Origin of the sequence: Caloramator quimbayensis, from assembly GCF_900167605.1 — a bacterium.
GTDB lineage: Bacteria > Bacillota > Clostridia > Clostridiales > Caloramatoraceae > Caloramator_B > Caloramator_B quimbayensis.
In genome coordinates, this window is the sequence record NZ_FUYH01000037.1 from 1 (window position 1) to 17,269 (window position 17,269).

17 protein-coding genes and 1 other annotated feature are annotated in these 17,269 nt (G+C 34.6%); of the genes, 4 read left to right on the forward strand and 13 right to left on the reverse strand.

Going from position 1 to position 17,269, the window contains the following annotated elements:
* The 5 genes from B5D15_RS13980 to B5D15_RS14005 form a co-directional block, all read right to left on the reverse strand.
* Nucleotides 1-278 (reverse strand): transposase (locus B5D15_RS13980; RefSeq protein ID WP_179122326.1); only part of this gene is annotated, 278 nt, incomplete at its 3' end.
* Nucleotides 279-536: 258 nt separating this feature from the next.
* Nucleotides 537-1,928, reverse strand: coding sequence for an asparagine--tRNA ligase (gene asnS / locus B5D15_RS13985; RefSeq protein ID WP_078697732.1), 1,392 nt, complete (start codon nt 1,926-1,928; stop codon nt 537-539).
* Between the two features lie 40 nt (nt 1,929-1,968).
* Nucleotides 1,969-2,206: a binding site (T-box leader), on the reverse strand.
* Between the two features lie 112 nt (nt 2,207-2,318).
* The gene (locus B5D15_RS13995) at nt 2,319-2,765 is read right to left on the reverse strand and encodes a ferritin-like domain-containing protein (RefSeq protein ID WP_078697735.1); all 447 of its coding nucleotides are present in this window, start codon (nt 2,763-2,765) and stop codon (nt 2,319-2,321) included.
* Between the two features lie 57 nt (nt 2,766-2,822).
* Complete coding sequence (locus tag B5D15_RS14000) at nt 2,823-3,074, reverse strand: alpha/beta-type small acid-soluble spore protein (RefSeq protein WP_078697736.1); 252 nt, start codon at nt 3,072-3,074, stop codon at nt 2,823-2,825.
* Nucleotides 3,075-3,166: 92 nt separating this feature from the next.
* Nucleotides 3,167-4,003, reverse strand: a complete 837-nt coding sequence (locus B5D15_RS14005) for a DegV family protein (protein ID WP_078697737.1) — start codon at nt 4,001-4,003, stop codon at nt 3,167-3,169.
* 292 nt (nt 4,004-4,295) lie between these two features.
* Here B5D15_RS14005 and B5D15_RS14010 point away from each other — a divergent pair, with 292 nt between their 5' ends.
* A complete protein-coding gene (locus B5D15_RS14010; protein ID WP_078697738.1) occupies nt 4,296-4,799 on the forward strand; it encodes a nitroreductase family protein in 504 nt (167 codons plus the stop codon).
* Between the two features lie 209 nt (nt 4,800-5,008).
* The gene (locus B5D15_RS14015) at nt 5,009-6,223 is read left to right on the forward strand and encodes an SH3 domain-containing protein (RefSeq protein ID WP_078697739.1); all 1,215 of its coding nucleotides are present in this window, start codon (nt 5,009-5,011) and stop codon (nt 6,221-6,223) included.
* Nucleotides 6,224-6,332: 109 nt separating this feature from the next.
* On the opposite strand, the gene B5D15_RS14020 is transcribed toward B5D15_RS14015, so the two are convergent.
* The 4 genes from B5D15_RS14020 to glpK all read right to left on the reverse strand — a co-directional run bounded on the left by B5D15_RS14020 (nt 6,333) and on the right by glpK (nt 10,974).
* Nucleotides 6,333-6,689: a DUF1667 domain-containing protein gene (locus tag B5D15_RS14020; protein ID WP_078697740.1), complete on the reverse strand. Its 357-nt coding sequence runs from the start codon at nt 6,687-6,689 to the stop codon at nt 6,333-6,335.
* A 2-nt stretch (nt 6,690-6,691) separates the two neighbouring features.
* Nucleotides 6,692-7,948, reverse strand: coding sequence for an NAD(P)/FAD-dependent oxidoreductase (locus B5D15_RS14025; protein ID WP_078697741.1), 1,257 nt, complete (start codon nt 7,946-7,948; stop codon nt 6,692-6,694).
* Between the two features lie 10 nt (nt 7,949-7,958).
* The gene (locus B5D15_RS14030) at nt 7,959-9,383 is read right to left on the reverse strand and encodes an NAD(P)/FAD-dependent oxidoreductase (RefSeq protein WP_078697742.1); all 1,425 of its coding nucleotides are present in this window, start codon (nt 9,381-9,383) and stop codon (nt 7,959-7,961) included.
* A gap of 91 nt (nt 9,384-9,474) precedes the next feature.
* Nucleotides 9,475-10,974 carry a glycerol kinase GlpK gene (gene glpK, locus B5D15_RS14035; RefSeq protein ID WP_078697743.1) on the reverse strand — a complete coding sequence of 500 codons (1,500 nt, stop codon included), beginning with the start codon at nt 10,972-10,974 and terminating at the stop codon, nt 9,475-9,477.
* Nucleotides 10,975-11,527: 553 nt separating this feature from the next.
* On the opposite strand from glpK, the gene B5D15_RS14040 reads away from it, so the two are divergent.
* Complete coding sequence (locus B5D15_RS14040) at nt 11,528-12,706, forward strand: O-antigen ligase family protein (RefSeq protein WP_078697744.1); 1,179 nt, start codon at nt 11,528-11,530, stop codon at nt 12,704-12,706.
* Nucleotides 12,707-12,946: 240 nt separating this feature from the next.
* On the opposite strand, the gene B5D15_RS14045 is transcribed toward B5D15_RS14040, so the two are convergent.
* Complete coding sequence (locus tag B5D15_RS14045) at nt 12,947-13,291, reverse strand: phenylpyruvate tautomerase MIF-related protein (protein ID WP_078697745.1); 345 nt, start codon at nt 13,289-13,291, stop codon at nt 12,947-12,949.
* Nucleotides 13,292-13,629: 338 nt separating this feature from the next.
* Here B5D15_RS14045 and B5D15_RS14050 point away from each other — a divergent pair, with 338 nt between their 5' ends.
* A complete protein-coding gene (locus B5D15_RS14050; RefSeq protein WP_078697746.1) occupies nt 13,630-14,352 on the forward strand; it encodes a glutamine amidotransferase in 723 nt (240 codons plus the stop codon).
* Between the two features lie 263 nt (nt 14,353-14,615).
* Here the strand turns inward: B5D15_RS14050 and B5D15_RS14055 are convergent, their stop codons facing one another.
* The 3 genes from B5D15_RS14055 to B5D15_RS14065 all read right to left on the reverse strand — a co-directional run bounded on the left by B5D15_RS14055 (nt 14,616) and on the right by B5D15_RS14065 (nt 17,038).
* Nucleotides 14,616-15,488: a DUF1028 domain-containing protein gene (locus tag B5D15_RS14055; RefSeq protein ID WP_078697747.1), complete on the reverse strand. Its 873-nt coding sequence runs from the start codon at nt 15,486-15,488 to the stop codon at nt 14,616-14,618.
* Nucleotides 15,489-15,701: 213 nt separating this feature from the next.
* On the reverse strand, nt 15,702-16,226 hold the full coding sequence (locus B5D15_RS14060) for a replicative helicase loader/inhibitor (protein WP_242948760.1): 525 nt from the start codon (nt 16,224-16,226) through the stop codon (nt 15,702-15,704).
* On the reverse strand, nt 16,220-17,038 hold the full coding sequence (locus tag B5D15_RS14065) for a hypothetical protein (protein WP_078697748.1): 819 nt from the start codon (nt 17,036-17,038) through the stop codon (nt 16,220-16,222). The genes B5D15_RS14060 and B5D15_RS14065 overlap by 7 nt, the downstream gene beginning before the upstream one ends.
* Nucleotides 17,039-17,269 lie beyond the last annotated feature (231 nt).

The window sequence follows — 17,269 nt, forward strand, 5'->3', positions numbered from 1 at the left end:
CTTTCATGCCTTTTGTTATAGTACATAGCGTACTTATAATTGATAAAGTGCATAATCTTCGATATGTCTGCACCGTTTGAATCTATAATAAAATGGGCGTGATTATCCATAAGACAGTATGAATACACCTTAAACTCGAACTGGTCCTGAGCTTTTTTAACGAAATCCATAAACTTTACTTTATCATCATCATCTTTAAAAAGAGGAGCTTCAACGATGCTTTTAACCATAACATGGAAAATTGAGTCATACGATTTTTGCCTTGCCAGTCTTGGCATGACAAACCACCTCCAACTTAAATTATATTTTTAGTATTATTTTGCCAAGTTAGAGGTGGTTTTATTCATGTAATTGTAATGTTGGTAGTGAAAATAAGTAACCGTCCCTTAAAACCCCAAAATTTCTTCATGGAGTTGTAAAGTAATAAAGAAAAATAAGTAACCGTCCCTCAAAGTCCCTCAAAGCTCAATCAAAAATCCCTTCAAAAAAAGTCAGAGGCATTAGCAGTTAAAAACTGCTAATGCCTACGGTTCATATTAAAACTCTGCGTTTCCGGGTGTTCTTGGGAAAGGTATAACATCTCTTATGTTGCTCATTCCGGTTAAGTACATAATCATTCTTTCAAATCCAAGGCCGAATCCTGCGTGTTTTGTCCCTCCATACTTTCTAAGCTCTAAATACCACCAATAATCCTTAACATCCATTCCAAGCTCTTTTATCCTTCTTTCGAGCACATCGAGTCTTTCCTCTCTCTGACTTCCGCCTATTATCTCTCCAACTCCTGGAACTAAAAGATCCATAGCCGCAACAGTCTTATTGTCATCATTTAATCTCATATAAAATGCTTTTATTTTCTTTGGATAGTCGGTAACAAATACAGGCTTTTTAAATACCTTCTCCGTCAAGTATCTTTCATGCTCTGTTTGGAGGTCTATTCCCCATTCAACAGGGTACTCAAACTGCTGCCCTGATTTTTTAAGTATCTCTATTGCCTCAGTATATGTTACATGCCCAAACTCGGAATTTACAACGTTGTTTAATCTATCAAACAATGTATTGTCTATAAAATTATTAAAAAACTCCATTTCTTCCGGTGCATTTTCCATTACATAGTTTATAATATATTTTACCATATCCTCTGCAAGTTCCATATCATCCTTAAGCTCTGCAAAGGCAATCTCAGGCTCTATCATCCAGAATTCTGCTGCATGCCTCGGAGTGTTTGAATTTTCTGCTCTGAATGTCGGTCCAAAAGTATATACATTTCTAAAGGACAGAGCAAAAACCTCTGCCTCAAGCTGTCCGCTAACTGTAAGGCTTGTAGTTTTTCCGAAGAAATCTTCTTTAACATCGATTTGACCATCCTGTGTTCTTGGAAGGTTGTCTAAATCGAGAGTTGTAACTCTAAACATCTGTCCTGCGCCTTCACAGTCGCTTCCTGTTATAATTGGAGAGTTAACATATACAAATCCCCTCTCCTGAAAGAATTTATGAATAGCAAAAGCCGCAAGAGAACGAACTCTAAACACTGCTGAAAAAGTATTGCTTCTTGGTCTTAAGTGAGCAATTGTTCTTAAATATTCAAAGGAATGCTTTTTCTTTTGAAGTGGATAATCGGAGCTTGAAGTTCCTTCCACAATAATATTATCTGCCTTAATTTCAAAGGGCTGCTTTGCGTTTGGTGTTAGTACAACCTTCCCTTCAACAGTTATTGATGTACTTATAGGAAGCTTTTCAATTTCTTTAAAATTGCTTAGGGCTTCATCAAAAACTATCTGTGCATTTTTAAAAAACGTTCCATCATTTAATTCAATAAATCCAAAGGATTTTGATGACCTTAATGTTCTTATCCATCCGGACAGTTTTACTTGTTTGTCTTCAAAGCTTTCATGCTCTCTATAGAGCTTTTTAATAGTAGTACTTTCCACATTAAATCCTCCCTTATATAATAATAAAACCTTCGCCACATAAAGGGACGAAGGTTAATTTCGCGGTACCACCCAATTTGCCAAAAGGCCGCCTTAAAAGTACAGGTAAAATCCGATACTCTCCAGATTTAAGGTTCTGGTCACCCCCAAGTCTACTCTTTTCATTTCGGTTGGGAACTCCGGGATGTTCTTCAATACAGCTGTCATACCGATCTTCCACCATCATCGGCTCGCTGAAAATTCAAATCTGTACCTACTCTTCCCTTCATAGTTTTACATATTTATTAAAAAATTATAATATTAACAGTATATATTGTCAATATTCCCGTGGTTCTTTGACAGTAGCAGCATCTAAAAATGCCTTCAAAAAAGCTGCCAAAGATAAAAAATCTACTGTATATTACCTTTATTCTGAATTAAGCTGTTCAATTTGTCAAGATGATTTCTATCCTCCGATAGAATATCCCTAATAAGCTTTGCGCTCTCATTATCAAGATCTCCCTTTACAACTTCGGTTGCCATTTTAATCCCCAAATCCTCTCCGTCATAGGCCTGTTTTAAAATACTTATATCATCTTTTTTACCTATATTTTTTATATTTGAAGCCGCCTCAGCTATCTTTCCTGTAAATCCAACTCCATTTTTTGCTCTGCCTCCAAGATCCTGAATCCTTTCAGCTATTTTTTCAGCGTGCTTTTTATGATCCTTTTGTATATCTTGAAGCTGATTTTTTATATTTTCGTCATCAACCTTATTTATAAACTTTTCATAGGCGTCAATTCCCATATGTTCTCCCTTTAAAAAGGTATTAAGCTCCTTAATGCTTTTATTTTTCATAATATCACCTCTCTAAAATAAAAAGGGAGCACTAACACTCCCTTTTTATACTTTATATTACTTGCCAGCGAGATTTCTCTCATAAGCCTCAACCATCTTCTTTACCATGTAACCGCCTACTGTACCACATTCCTTAGAAGTCATATTTCCCCAGTATCCAGTTGCTGGTACCTGTACTCCTACTTCAGCAGCTACTTCTTCCTTAAACTGGTCAAGTCCTTTCTTTGCCTCAGGAATAACTGTCTGATTCTTTGGAGCTGCATATCCAGCTGCACCTGCAAAGCCTCCGTAGAATTTGTTGTCTGCCATTTTATTCACCTCCTGTTCCTGTTCTACTATTAATTTAACCAAAAATTAAAGTTATACTCAGGGAATTGGTGGTTAAAATGGCATATTTTAATTTAAAAAGCTATCACAAGTCCTCCTTCATTAGCGTATACAGTGCTTATTCCTGCCGTTGGCACTATTATTATATCTTTAAATTTATATCTTTTTAATACCTCATTTTTAAATTCGAGAGCTTTATCAAGACAATTGCAATGAGCTATCCCAAGAACCTTATTTTCAAGGTCGACTCCCTGCTCTCCGATTATTTCAACAAATCTTTTAAAAGCTTTCTGCGCTCCAACAACCTTTTCCTGAATTTTTATTGTTCCTTCTTCAGTTCCCGCCATAATAGGTTTTATTGAAAGAAGTGAAGTTACCTTAGCAATTATAGGGCTTACTCTTCCTGCCTTTACGAGGTTTTCTAAGGTGTTGAGCATAAAAAACGTCTTCATTCCGCTTATATAGTCCTCAACTTTACTAACTATCTCAGAATCTTCATTCCCAAGTTTGCAAAGCTCGGCAATCTTAAGGCTAATCAGCGTTTCTCCAACAGATGCGCTTTTTGAATTAAAAACATGTATAAATTTTTTTTGTATCTCTTCAGTAAATATTTCCTTTGCCATCATAGCGCTTCTATAGGTTCCGCTAAGGGCTGCAGATAATGTTACTACAAATACGCTCTCCTCTCCCTCATAATGCTTTATAAATTCCTGAGGAGATGGACAGGATGTTTTTGGGCTCTCCTTACTGTTTCTCATCTTTTCTGTAAATCTTTGAATGTCAAGATTTTCATCGTCCCTGAATATCTCTCCCTCAAGCTCTATTGTCAAAGGAGCAATATTAATGTTAGTACTCCTTTTTATATCATCGTTTAAATCACAGCAGCTATCTGCAACTATTTTTATGGGCATATTTTTTCCTCCCAGATTCATATTATATATTAATAATTTATGGTATGCTAATTTATATTCATTGTATAATAAATATATAAATATTAAAAGTATAATTTTAATTAATATTTAGTTTTTGCAAAATATTTCAATATATTAATTATTCGCATATAAAACATTCTTTAATTTTTAAAATTTAACAATTAATGTATAGACTAATTACAGCAAAAAATATATAATAAAAAAAATGATTGGTATAAATTGTAATTCTAAAAATAAAATTTAGCATCAGCTCATATATAGGAGGTGTTTTATGGATTATTTTGATATCGTAAAAAAACGCTGCAGCATAAGAGCCTTTAAATCCGATGAAATTGAAGAGGAGAAACTTAGTAAAATACTTGAAGCTGCAAGGCTCGCTCCAACCGCTGCAAACAAGCAGGCCTTTAAGATACTAGTAATAAAAACAAAGGGAAGAGAAGCAGAGCTTAAAAGAATTTACAATAGAGATTGGTTCGTAGAAGCTCCGATAATTCTTGGAATCTGTTCAATTCCTTCAAAAGCATGGGTAAGAGCAGACGGAAAAAACTACGGTGATATCGATGCAGCAATAGTTATGGATCATATTGTCCTTGCTGCTACCAATCTTAATCTTGGAACCTGCTGGGTTGGAGCCTTCGATGTTAAAGCTGCAAGAGAGGTTTTAAAGCTTGACATCTCCCTTGAAATAGTGGCTTTTACTCCTGTTGGGTATGCTAAGGAACATAATTATAATAAGATAAGAAAGGATATAGATGAATTAGTTCTTTATTTGTAATACAAATTAACAAAATATGTTTTTTAGGGGAAAGTTTGAAGAGCATAAACTTTCCCCTTCTGCTTTTTTGATTTTAAATTTTTATAATATTTAGCCAATTCATTCTTTTTACCACAATTTGTTCATTGAAATGTGTAATAAAATCAAAGTATAATTATGTTAACCTTTTATGTTTTTATGCACTTTTTTACTTGCAAAGGAGGAGATTTATGCGAAAATTCATTTCACTTTTATCCGCAGCACTATTTATAATAACTTTTACGCTAATTCCTTTTAAAACATCCTATGCGGCGGCTCAAAATCCAATTTCAAGAAGCGAAGCAGAAAAAAGAGCCCATCAAATCATCGATTTGAAATGGACTTACTCTAAGGATAAAAACGGCTATATAAGCCCTGACAAGGCTTTATATGTTACCTCTCCATCCCAGTTTAAAGATGTATCTTCAGCTGAGTTTACAGGTATCCCCTATAATTGGGGAGGATTTGACGGAATAGACACTGCTTCTTATAATGCTCCATGGACAAGTTTTATTGATGCAATAAACCGGGGAGCCTTTGCAGGTAATGTAAATACGAGCTCAGGAATGGGATATATTCCTCAGACCGCCGGACTTGATTGTTCTGGTTTTGTACAAGCTGTATTTAACATAAAGGACTGGAAACTTTCAACCTCAACCCTATTTAATAATTACTTTACAAAAATCGATATAAAAGATATAAAGCATATGGATATATTAAACAAGCCTGGGGATCATGTTGTAATATTCGATAGATGGGGAAATCTAAACGGAGTTGAAGGTGCTTTCACCTATGAGTCAACTACAGATACTTTTTATGGAGGAATACAGGGAACTAAAAGATACTTTCTAAGCATGAAGGAAATAAGCAGCGGTTATATAGCCGGAAGATATAACTATATTTTAGAAGATACGGTTCAAACATCCGGCAGCGCTGTGTCTACAGTAACTCAAAATACAGCTTTATCGTCTGCTAACTCAGAAAGTCTCCCAAAACCTGTCGCAACAGAAATATTTGCAAAGATTTCCGACAGCATAACTTATGCAAACTTAAGAAGTATGCCCTCAACATCATCTCAAATAATAACTGCTCTCCCAAAGGGAACGATTATATATGTAATCAGTTACTCTTCAGGGTGGTACAATATAAGCGCAAACGGTAAAAGCGGCTGGGTATGGGGAGCCTTAGTATCTCCAATACCAAGCGGAAAATATGTTACAGTTAAAGGAGTAACACAGCTTAATATAAGACAAAACCCTTCAACCTCATCACAGATTATAGGAGTTTTAAAAAGCGGTCAGTATGCTGAGGTTATAGGTTATTCCTACGATGGAATGTGGCTTAAGATAAGAATTAACGGAATAACCGGATGGTCATACAAGTCCTATCTTTCCTACATTTATTAAAATATAATTATTAATTGTAAAACGGGCTGTTGAACTAATAAGTTCAACAGCCCGTTGCGTTTTAATAGTTATCAATTTCACTTTTGCACCTGAAAATTAAAAAGTATAACTATGCTCTGTCAACATTAGAAGTAGCAACTACATTAACCCCAAAAACATCTTTAATCAAAACCTCACCTATTTTAACCGGCGCATTAACGCTTTTATCGTTTATTATTTTCATTAAATCGAATATATTTTTCTTTGGAATTTCTCCTGTGGTTTTAACGGACACAACAGGTCTTTCTCCTCCAACAACTTTTATAGTAGAGGTTACAGTCCTTTTAGGGTTTGTAACTTCATTTTCAGCATATTCTTTTCCTCGGCTGCATATATTCCCTTCAACTTCTATTTTATCATCATATATTTTAACCTTAAGGCTGCATCCCATAGGGCAGTTTATACAGGTTAAATTTCTCTCTTCCATATTTATGCCCTCCTTAAACCAAACTTAATTTCCCCAGATTTAATGTTTTCAAAAACATTCTTTTTAATTTTTATGCTCTCCATCTCCCCAGGGGATACCATAGGTTTTTTGGCTTTATAAATTATCTGCCCATCATGCTCTGCGTATATAATCACATTTTTATATACATTATCAACCCTCATAAAGAAATTTACATTATCCTCAACGTTTTCAGGGTTTATTTTATGGGGAACAACATATCTTATACCATCTATTCCTTTTGTACTTATAAAATCTCCATCCTTTTTAAGCTCGCCCTTTATATATTTTGCAGCCATTCTCCCTGCAAGGCGGCTCTCCATAGTAACAAAATCTACAAGGTCATGAACATGGACAACATTTCCGCAGGCAAATATTCCATCTATTGAGGTTTGCATAGCCTCTGTAACAATAGGTCCCGATGTTACTCTATCAATTTCAACTCCAGCCTCCCTTGAGAGCTCGTTTTCAGGTATAAGCCCAACGGATAATAAAAGAGTGTCGCATTTTACATATTCAAAGGTCTGCTCAATTGGTTTTCTGTTTTCATCAACCTTTGCTATTGTAACTCCCTCAAGCCTTTCCCTTCCATGTATTTTTACAACAGTATAATTGAATTTAAGAGGGATATCAAAATCATCGAGGCACTGAACGATATTCCTTTTAAGTCCCGTTGAGTAAGGCATAATTTCAAGAACCATCTTAACCTTTGCTCCCTCTAAGGTCATTCTTCTTGCCATTATAAGCCCTATATCCCCAGAACCTAATATTACAACTTCCTTGCCAACATTGTATCCTTCCATGTTTACAAATCTTTGAGCTGCACCTGCTGTAAAAACTCCTGAAGGACGAGTTCCTGGAATGTTTAGGGCTCCTCTTGTCCTTTCCCTGCATCCCATAGCACATATTACCGCCTTTGCTTTTATGTTAAAAAGGCCTTCATTTTCGTTTAATACAGTAATAGTCTTATCCTCAGTCATATTTAATACCATAGTATTAAGATAATATTCTATTCCTAAATCTTTTGCCTTTTTAATAAACCTGTCTGCATATTCAGGGCCTGTTAACTGCTCACCGAATATGTGAAGCCCAAAGCCGTTGTGAATACACTGATTAAGTATTCCTCCAAGGCTTTTATCCCTTTCAATTATAAGTATATCATCTATTCCTTTCTCCTTTGCCTCAATAGCTGCTGCAAGCCCCGCAGGACCTCCTCCTATTATAACAAGATCCCTTTCCATGTTATCCCTCCTATTTAGTTTTACCAGTTAATATATAGCTTCCACTATCTGCTTTAAGTATGTTTTCAGGTTCAGTTTTAAGTTCCCTTGAAAGTATTTCAACAACCCTTGGCATGCAAAATCCCCCCTGGCATCTTCCCATACCAGCTCTTAATCTCTTTTTTACTCCATCCACTGTTTTTGCACCAAGAGGACAGTTTATAGCATTAACTATATCTCCCTCGGTAATCTGCTCACATCTGCATATTATCTTTCCATAGCGCTTATCCTTTTCTATAGCTGCTTTTTTCTCCTCATCATTCATATCAATAAATCTTTTTGGAAGTATTCTTCCATTTTTGAAATCAGATTTAAAGTTAAGAGTAAGTCCTTCTTTGTGAAGAAGCTCTAAAACCATAATTGCAATCGCCGGAGCTGATGTAAGGCCTGGGGATTCAATTCCTGCTGCATTAACCGCTCCCCTTGTTGGAACATCTATTATAAAATCTCCTGTGCTTGGAGTTGCACGAACACCGCTGAAGGATGTTATTATTTCTCTTAAATTAACATTTTTTATATTCTTTTTAGCCCCTTCAATAACTTCCTCAAGCCCAAAACCTGTAGTTGAAACATCTAATTTATCTTCAATTACATGGGCATTAGGTCCTAAAAGAAGGTTTCCATGAGTTGTTGGACTTACAAGTATACCCTTTCCCTTTTCAGTTGGAGTGTTAAAAATTATTCTATTAACTATATTTCCTTGGCTCTTATCAAGAAGGCAGTATTCTCCCCTTCTTGGTATAATGCTGAATTTTTCTCCTCCAAGCATCTTATTTATTTCATCAGCATTAACCCCTGCAGCATTAACAACAAAGTTTGATATAATCTGTCCCTTGCTTGTGCTTATTGTAAATTTTCCCTTTTCTTTTATTATATTTGTAACCTTTGCATCGAATATAAACTCTGCGCCGTTTAGATATGCGCTCTCACAAAGGGATAGGGCAAGCTCATAGGGAGATACTATTCCTGCGCTTTTTGCATAAAGAGCACCCTTTGCCCTATCGCTTATGTTAGGCTCGAGATTTAATAGGGTATTTTTATCTATTATTTCAAGGCCTTCAACACCGTTTTTTAAGCCTCTGTTTAAAAGCAATTCTAAAGTTTTCATTTCTTCATCGTTAAAAGCTATAACTAATGAACCGTTGTTTTTATAGGGCACATTAAGCTCCCTGCAAAGGTCCTCATACATCCTATTGCCAAGCACATTAAGCTTTGCCTTTAATGTACCTTCCTTTGCATCGTACCCTGCATGTACAATACCGCTGTTTGCCTTTGTTGCTCCATTTGCAATATCATAGCTTCCTTCAATTACAATAATTTTAAGGTCATACTTTGAAAGTTCCCTTACAATACATGCTCCTGTTATTCCTGCACCGATTACCGCAACATCATACATATTATTACCTCCTTTAAATATAAAAAGCCATAACGACAAAGCTGCACTGCAGCTTCATTGTTATGGCTCTCAAATCTCACCATTTAATATTTTATTCTCTATCCTCTGCCCAATATAGGGATGCTCTAACTGCTCTCTTCCATCCTTTAATAAGCTTATCTCGATGAGCCTCGTCCATTGAGGGCTTAAAGCTTCTGTTTATCTTTTTATTCCTTAGTATATCTTCCTTATCCTTCCAAAATCCAACAGCAAGTCCTGATAGATATGCTGCCCCAAGGGCTGTAGTTTCTATTATGCAGGGCCTGTTTACAGGAACTGAAAGTATATCTGACTGGAACTGCATTAAAAAGTTGTTAGCAGTAGCGCCGCCATCTACATTAAGCTCACATAGTTTAATATCAGAGTCTTCCTCCATTGATTTTAACACATCCATAGTCTGATATGCAAGAGATTCTAAGGTTGCTCTTACAAAATGTTCTTTTTTTGCTCCTCTTGTAAGACCAACAACAGTGCCTCTCGCATACATATTCCAATAGGGAGCCCCCATTCCAACAAAGGCAGGAACTATATAAACTCCATTGGTATCAGGAACAGATAGTGCTAACTCTTCTGTATCCTTTGCGCTTTCTATCATCTTCAGCTCATCACGAAGCCATTGTATAGATGCCCCAGCCATAAATATGCTTCCTTCAAGAGCATATTCAACCTTTCCATCGATTCCATAAGCAATTGTTGTTAAAAGTCCGTTTTTAGACTCAACAGCCCTATCTCCTGTATTCATAAGCATAAAGCATCCAGTTCCATAGGTGTTTTTAGCAGTTCCAGGGGTAAAACATCCCTGCCCAAATAAAGCTGCCTGCTGATCTCCTGCGTCCCCTGATATAGGTATTTCTCCTCCAAAATAGCCACTCTTTGTATAACCAAAAACTTTGCTTGATGGCATAACCTTTGGAAGCATAACCTTTGGTATATTAAGAATTTCTAATAACTCCTCATCCCATTCTAATTTATATATATTATAAAGCATTGTCCTTGATGCATTAGAATAATCGGTAATATGTACTTTTCCTCCTGTTAAGTTCCATATAAGCCATGTGTCGATGTTGCCAAATAAAAGCTCTCCTTTATTTGCCTTTTCCCTTGCCCCTTCAACGTTATCAAGTATCCATTTTATCTTCGTTCCCGAAAAATATGCATCAAGAATAAGGCCTGTCTTTTTTCTAATAACATCATAAAGTCCATCTTCCTTTAGCTTATCGCATATAGAAGCTGTCCTTCTGCATTGCCAAACGATTGCGTTATATATAGGCTTTCCTGTATTTTTATCCCAAACCACAGTGGTTTCCCTCTGGTTTGTTATACCTATTGCTGCTATATCTTCAGGTGCTGCAGCCGCCTTTAAAATCGCATCCTTTGCAACCTGAATCTGACTCTCTAATATTTCCATAGGGTCGTGTTCAACCCATCCTGCCTTAGGATAAATCTGTTTGAATTCCTTTTGTGCTGTAGATACTATCTCCCCTTCACGATTAAAAAGTATAGCTCTCGAGCTTGTAGTCCCCTGATCTAATGACAAAACATACTTTGACATCCTAATCCCCCATCCTGAATTTTTTAAAAAATTTAATTATTCATTAACTATTATATCACAACACCCCCTTTAATAGAATTTCCTTTAGCATTTTTTTGAGGGACAGTTACTTATTAGTTTATAAAATAAATAATTTAACCTTCATTATATGGATATTCCTTAAATAATTTGCAACGTTTGGGACAAGCTGAGGGACGGTTACTTATTATATTAAATTTATTATAAATGTATCTATATCGTAGGGGATATCTCTTTTTTATAGTTTTATAGATTTAGAAAATGTATAGTAAATTAGTAAAATAAGTAACTGTCCCTCCTTTTCTATAAATTTTAAGCAGACTGTCAGCTTTAAAAATTAATATATTATTAAAATTTTATTAATCCTTTTTCAATAAGTAAAAGTATATTACTTATTCATAAATCTAAAGATAAAAATAAGCATATTATAATATGTTGTAAACATTTTTTTAAATTTAATGAATAGCATTTGAAGTTTATTCTTTTATGATTTACTATAAATAATGGTGTAAAAAATAAAAAAGGAGTCTTTAAAATGTTTGCATCATTACTGCTTATTGTTATTTCTCCCTATACAGCGTTTATTCCAGTTATATATATATCTTATTTGATGATTAAAGGTAAATATACCTTAAAACGAAACCCTTGGAACGGAGGACTTTTGGTACTTTTTGTATGGTCCTTTATAGTTGGTATAATCAACAAAAGCCTTTTGTCCTCGCTGTTATCTTTAGCCTTTCTTCTATATTTCTGTCTAAGCGTTTTTATAGAAAACCAATATAATAGCGAGTACAAAATCGAAGGATTGCTTAAATTATTATTGAAAATATCCGTATTTTCTGCTGTACTTGGTATATTGGAAAAAATATCCTTCGCATTTTGGTCTAACCCTCTTTGGGCAAAGCTTATTATGTGTCCTCCCTGGGCTACAAAAAATCACAGGGTATACAGCACCTTTGGGAACCCAAACGTAGCTGGAGCATGGTTTAGCTGCATGATATTATTATGTATCTACTTTCTAAACAAATCAGGGAAAAAGAGAAATTATTTATACTATATTGCTTTATCTTTATTTATTACAGCCCTTATTCTTACTGGTTCAAGAGGCGCTGCCATTGGTTTGCTTTCAGGAGTATTCGTATATTTTTCACTTAATAAAAACAAGCAGAGTTTTCGTTTTTTACTCTTAGCCTCATTAATAATAGGTATTATAATGTATGCGCCTTCTATTGTTCCAAGTTTAAAGAATATATTTGGTCATGAGCTTGATAATTCAATAGACAGCAGACAGGCAATATGGGATGGATGCTATAAGATGTTTCAGCTAAAGCCATTAACCGGCTGGGGGCTTTTGGGAGTTTATGATTATGGAACATACTTTATTAATTATCATCTAAGAGAAGTTCACGCCCATAACATATGGATAACTATCGCTACCACATTAGGCATTGTAGGTTTAACTGTTTTTATATATATGAAGATGTATATATTCGAAGGTATAAGACTTTTATATAATGAAAACTGTAAACTTGTATCTTTGCTATCTGCAATACAAGCGGCAATACTCGTACATGGAATAGTTGATTTTACAATAATGGCCCCACAGATGGGAATTATGTTTATAATAAGTTCTTCAATGATTAGTTCTCTATCTATGCAGTACAGCGATGCAACGGTTAACAATCCTGTTCCGGCATATAATTCTCTTCTATGACTTTAAATTTAAAATCATAAATTTAGCACCTCAAAATTGAGGTGCTAAATTTTCATTATCGTTAATTTATTAACACATTTTTAACACATTTTTTTAATTCTTATGTTATAATACAATTGTATTAATGATTTAGGAGTCTGAAGATTAATGATAGCGCAGGCTCCTAATCCCCCTCTTTTTTATAAGCACTTTATCATGATTTATTATATTGTTTCTATTGTGTCAATTTTATTTACAATTCTAAAATAAACTTCCATTCCAAGCCCAATCCTTAAATTCTTGAAATGTAATATAAATGCAGTCATTAGGTATTTCCAAATAGTCATTAAACAATTCAGTTATAAGATTTGCTATTTTATTTTTATGTTCCCTGCTGCATGAACCCAATAATCTTATATCTATATAGGCTACTTTAGTCTTTCGCTCCCCTCCAAAATACATAACCTTATCGTCGCTAAAGCTCACCATAAGCCACTGTTCAGTTTTATTTGGAATTTCAGATATTATCTTTCCAAGCTGCGATTTAATATATTCTTCTTGTTCTAAGGTAAGCTTCATACTAACTGTGTTATTTATGTACGGCATGTTAACACCTCCAAAATATTTTAAAATTTTTATACCCTATCTTATTATAAAATATAACAAATAATTATTTTTTTCAATTATTATAATAAACTTAAAAAACCTTCATATATAAATTAAGTTTCCCATTCAATATAACCTCTGCACAAAATCTGCCACACTTAATGGCTGTTTTTCCCAACTTTGCTAATTTACATGACTAATTTTAGTGTATTCTTTTGTATATTAATTTCTTTATCGTGTATAAAACTAATAATTAAAAATGTCTAAAATATGCAGTTTGACAGTCTGCTTGTATTTTTATAAAATATATCTAATACTTATGTATTTTGGAGGTTTTTATGAAAAAAATACTAATTGTAAAATGCGGAAATACCTTTGACTTCATTAAAGAAAAATATGGAGATTTTGAGGATTTTATAATTAGACAAGCAGCTATTGATAAAGAAAATTTCGTTGTAATAGATGCTCAAAAAGAAAAATATTTTCCCAAGGAAGAATCAATTTCAGGAATAATATTAACAGGCTCCCACAGCATGGTTACCGATGAAGAAGATTGGAGTTTAATTCTTTCTAAATGGATATTGGATATTTCAAAGAAGGATATACCAATCCTTGGAATATGCTATGGCCATCAGCTATTATGCAAAGCCTTTGGAGGAATCGTTGGATATAATCCAAAAGGAATTGAAAAGGGTACTGTATCAATTAAGCTTACAGAAAATGGACAAGAAGACTCCTTATTAAAAGTTCTCCCTGAGGAGTTTTTAGGCCATACTACACATTTTCAAACTATAATAAAACCTCCTTTAAACTCAAAGCTTCTTGCAAAGAACGATTTTGAAGGCCATCATGCTATAGTAATAGGAAATAAGATTTGGGGGGTTCAGTTTCATCCCGAATTTGATAAAAACATAATGTTAGAATATATAAAAGCTGATGAAAAGCACCTTATTGAATCGGGCTATGATATCCAAAAAATAAATGAGTCAGTAATTGAGCATGACTATGGAAGGATGCTTCTTAAAAGGTTTACTGAAATATGTAATAGAATAAATTTTTAGAGGGACGGTTACTTATTTTATATACTTTTCTTTTGGTTTATTCAATATTCGCTTTTGGTACCTATCACCGGAGACGGAGAATGTATGAAAATATTTCCATCCAATTGACAAGTGACAAACTTTTTTCATGCCGTCGTTGTGGCTATTTATTAATCATGCTTGTTACTTATTTAGTATAATGTTTAACCTTGGTTAATAGAAAACCGTATAAAAAAGTCTGTCCTAATTTTTATCATTAGGGCAGACTTTTTTATTTTATCTATTTAAGAATTGTACGCTTTTTTGTTCAGAAATTTGAGGACATTACAATCAACTACATCCCCTTCACATATTCTCTCTTCAAAATTTTCTACTCCACAAAAATCCCTATATGCATTCTTTGTTTCTTCATCATATATACCATTCATATCTCCCTCATAGAAACCAAGCTTTTTTAAATCTTCCTGTATCTGTCTTGCTACATCTTTGTTCACTTTAATCATTTCCTCAGGTTTCGTCTTGTTAAAGTAAAGCTCCTGAAGGTCAAGAAGATGTATCAATTTTTTTATTGGGTAAGGGTCATCATCTACCCTCAAATCAATATATCTATCGTTATATCCACCATAGCTCCCCTTTTCTTTAACAACAAGCAGCGCTGCAGACTGTCTTCCTCTCCTGTCGCCTCCTGCATTTTGTGCTGCATCAAGAGCTGTTACAATTCTCCTTGCAAGAGAACCTTGTGTGTTATTAAAAGTATCAGCAAGAGCCTTTATAGTTTCTTCACTAACAAGTATATTCCCCTGACAGGAGAAATTAGGCCCCGTTATATGTCCCGCCCAATTAAAACAGTTCCTTCCTGTAAACGCCGCAGAATTCCCATTAGAATCTACAATTCCTATCTGCCTATCTTCTCTGTTATCATCTAAACTTAAAAGAGCGTCAAGTGTTTTTTGTGCTGAGTACCCCTTCTCAAGAAGCTTTAAACCAATTTCCCCATAATCAAGGTTTGCGAGAGCTTGTGTAGCAATTGCTCCTACTCCCGCCTTTGCCCACGGCACTGCTGAACCTACCGCTAAAAACTTTGATTGAACACCAATCCCAAGTTCCCCAGTTTGAGCATCCCTTGCCACAATAGAAAATGTAGATATTTTTCTCATTAAATCACCCCATTTATTAAAAAATTCTCTTATACCTATAATTTTTTATAAAAGTAATGTTCTCCATTTACACAAAACTTCCTTCATTTCTTTTTTATTATTAAAATAATATAACTTCTAAATATAAATAGTACTATTTATATATTAACAATTCTTATTCAAAGTACCAAAATACAAATTGAATCACTAAGCTTATAAAAATTCATAGTACAATCACCCTATAAGCTTTGCCTCATCATCATTCCTTTTCATGGCAACTCTTTTAATCTGCTCTCTTACACCCTGAGGCATAAGTTTATCCCCCCTCTCCCTTTTCTCAAGTATCTCATACATCTTCATAAACTGCCCTCGTATTACCGATAGATTCTCGCAAAGGCAAATCTCGCTCCAAGATATCTGCTTTACAACCATCGCTGTTTTCTCACTCATATTAAGCAGAGCCTCATCAAACCTGTACATTCCATAATCCCTTATGCATTTTACAACCTCGCCCCAGGCTGCCCCTGCATCCTTTACATTATCACCATCATAAATATCCGCAACAGCTTCCCTTATATCTGCAATGCTTGGAGGAAAGCTTCTCTCACATATGTATTTTTTTACTGCACACTGTGCAGCCTCATAGGATATATCGCTTAGCATCTCATACCACAGCTGAAGCTTTATATCATTAACCTCAAACTTTGAATAGGCCGCAGCAAGCACCGCCAAAAGCTTTGCCACTTCACTTTTTACCATAAGGCAACATCCTCCTTAGCTTTAGATTCTTCATAGAGTTTCAGGGCATCAGAAACATTCTTAGGAAGGGAAGTTAAATCCTTTGGTATGCCTTCTATAAATTCCTCGTAGGGCTTGTCTATTCCTATAAAGGTTGCAGGATGTTTTATAAATTTTATATCCGTTCCTTTATCTTCACAATACTTTTTATAATTAGCTGCTGCAGCAATCAATTCCTTTGAAGATATTCCTTCTCTAATCCTTTTTTCAAAAATCCTTAATGTCCTTTTTTTCTCTACCTTCCTTGGATATTCACTCCAAAAATCTTCAAAAGAGCTATTAATATTTTCTTTGTTTTCTTTTAATTCTTTTTCTTTCTTATTATTTTTAGTTATATCCTCTTCCTGTTTGTCCTCCGTTTCCTTTGTGTTACTTTCATTCTTATTTATAATTTCAATATCAAAATCATCCCTTTGAATATTTTCATAATTTACTATGGTTATAAGGCTGTACTGTCTGTTAAATTTACCATGCTCAACTGTTATAAGCCCAACCTTCTCCATCCAATCTAATATCTCTTTAACGGTTTTAGGGTTTGGCTCTTTGAATATTCCTCCCTCATACCATCCTATGGATTTGCATATAGTCCTAATCGATGTCAAATATTGTCCTCTTAAAATTTTTAAATAGCTGCCATCCTTCATAGGTATATCTTTTTCTTCGTAATTAACCGACAATAAAATATAGTGCCATACTCTGTAATACAGCGGCGGCATCGCCCATACATCGCTTTCTATATCGCTTCTATAACTCTTAATCCAGCCTTGTTTCATAATAAACCCTCCCTGTTTTTTATCTGTTACTTTATAAATTGTAAGAACAGCAAAAATTAATACATTAATTTTAAATTTTTTAGTTTGGAGGGACGGTTACTTATTTATTGAGCTTAAAATATAAAAAAACACCCAGTTGACACTAACAAACAATTAGGTTTGTCAATGTCAACTGGGTGGCACTATTTTTGGTGCGCCGGACAGGATTCGAACCTGCGACCTACTGATTCG

Excerpts from the sequence above, each read along its gene's own strand:
- B5D15_RS13995 (WP_078697735.1), bottom strand. The coding sequence starts at position 2,765 with ATGAAAAATAAAAGCATTAAGGAGCTTAATACCTTTTTAAAGGGAGAA.
- B5D15_RS14045 (WP_078697745.1), bottom strand. The coding sequence starts at position 13,291 with ATGCCGTACATAAATAACACAGTTAGTATGAAGCTTACCTTAGAACAA.
- B5D15_RS14015 (WP_078697739.1), top strand. The coding sequence starts at position 5,009 with ATGCGAAAATTCATTTCACTTTTATCCGCAGCACTATTTATAATAACT.
- B5D15_RS14055 (WP_078697747.1), bottom strand. The coding sequence starts at position 15,488 with ATGAGAAAAATATCTACATTTTCTATTGTGGCAAGGGATGCTCAAACT.
- B5D15_RS14010 (WP_078697738.1), top strand. The coding sequence starts at position 4,296 with ATGGATTATTTTGATATCGTAAAAAAACGCTGCAGCATAAGAGCCTTT.
- B5D15_RS14040 (WP_078697744.1), top strand. The coding sequence starts at position 11,528 with ATGTTTGCATCATTACTGCTTATTGTTATTTCTCCCTATACAGCGTTT.
- B5D15_RS14005 (WP_078697737.1), bottom strand. The coding sequence starts at position 4,003 with ATGCCCATAAAAATAGTTGCAGATAGCTGCTGTGATTTAAACGATGAT.
- B5D15_RS14025 (WP_078697741.1), bottom strand. The coding sequence starts at position 7,948 with ATGGAAAGGGATCTTGTTATAATAGGAGGAGGTCCTGCGGGGCTTGCA.
- B5D15_RS14050 (WP_078697746.1), top strand. The coding sequence starts at position 13,630 with ATGAAAAAAATACTAATTGTAAAATGCGGAAATACCTTTGACTTCATT.
- B5D15_RS14000 (WP_078697736.1), bottom strand. The coding sequence starts at position 3,074 with ATGGCAGACAACAAATTCTACGGAGGCTTTGCAGGTGCAGCTGGATAT.
- B5D15_RS14060 (WP_242948760.1), bottom strand. The coding sequence starts at position 16,226 with ATGGTAAAAAGTGAAGTGGCAAAGCTTTTGGCGGTGCTTGCTGCGGCC.
- B5D15_RS14030 (WP_078697742.1), bottom strand. The coding sequence starts at position 9,383 with ATGTATGATGTTGCGGTAATCGGTGCAGGAATAACAGGAGCATGTATT.
- glpK (WP_078697743.1), bottom strand. The coding sequence starts at position 10,974 with ATGTCAAAGTATGTTTTGTCATTAGATCAGGGGACTACAAGCTCGAGA.
- B5D15_RS14065 (WP_078697748.1), bottom strand. The coding sequence starts at position 17,038 with ATGAAACAAGGCTGGATTAAGAGTTATAGAAGCGATATAGAAAGCGAT.
- B5D15_RS14020 (WP_078697740.1), bottom strand. The coding sequence starts at position 6,689 with ATGGAAGAGAGAAATTTAACCTGTATAAACTGCCCTATGGGATGCAGC.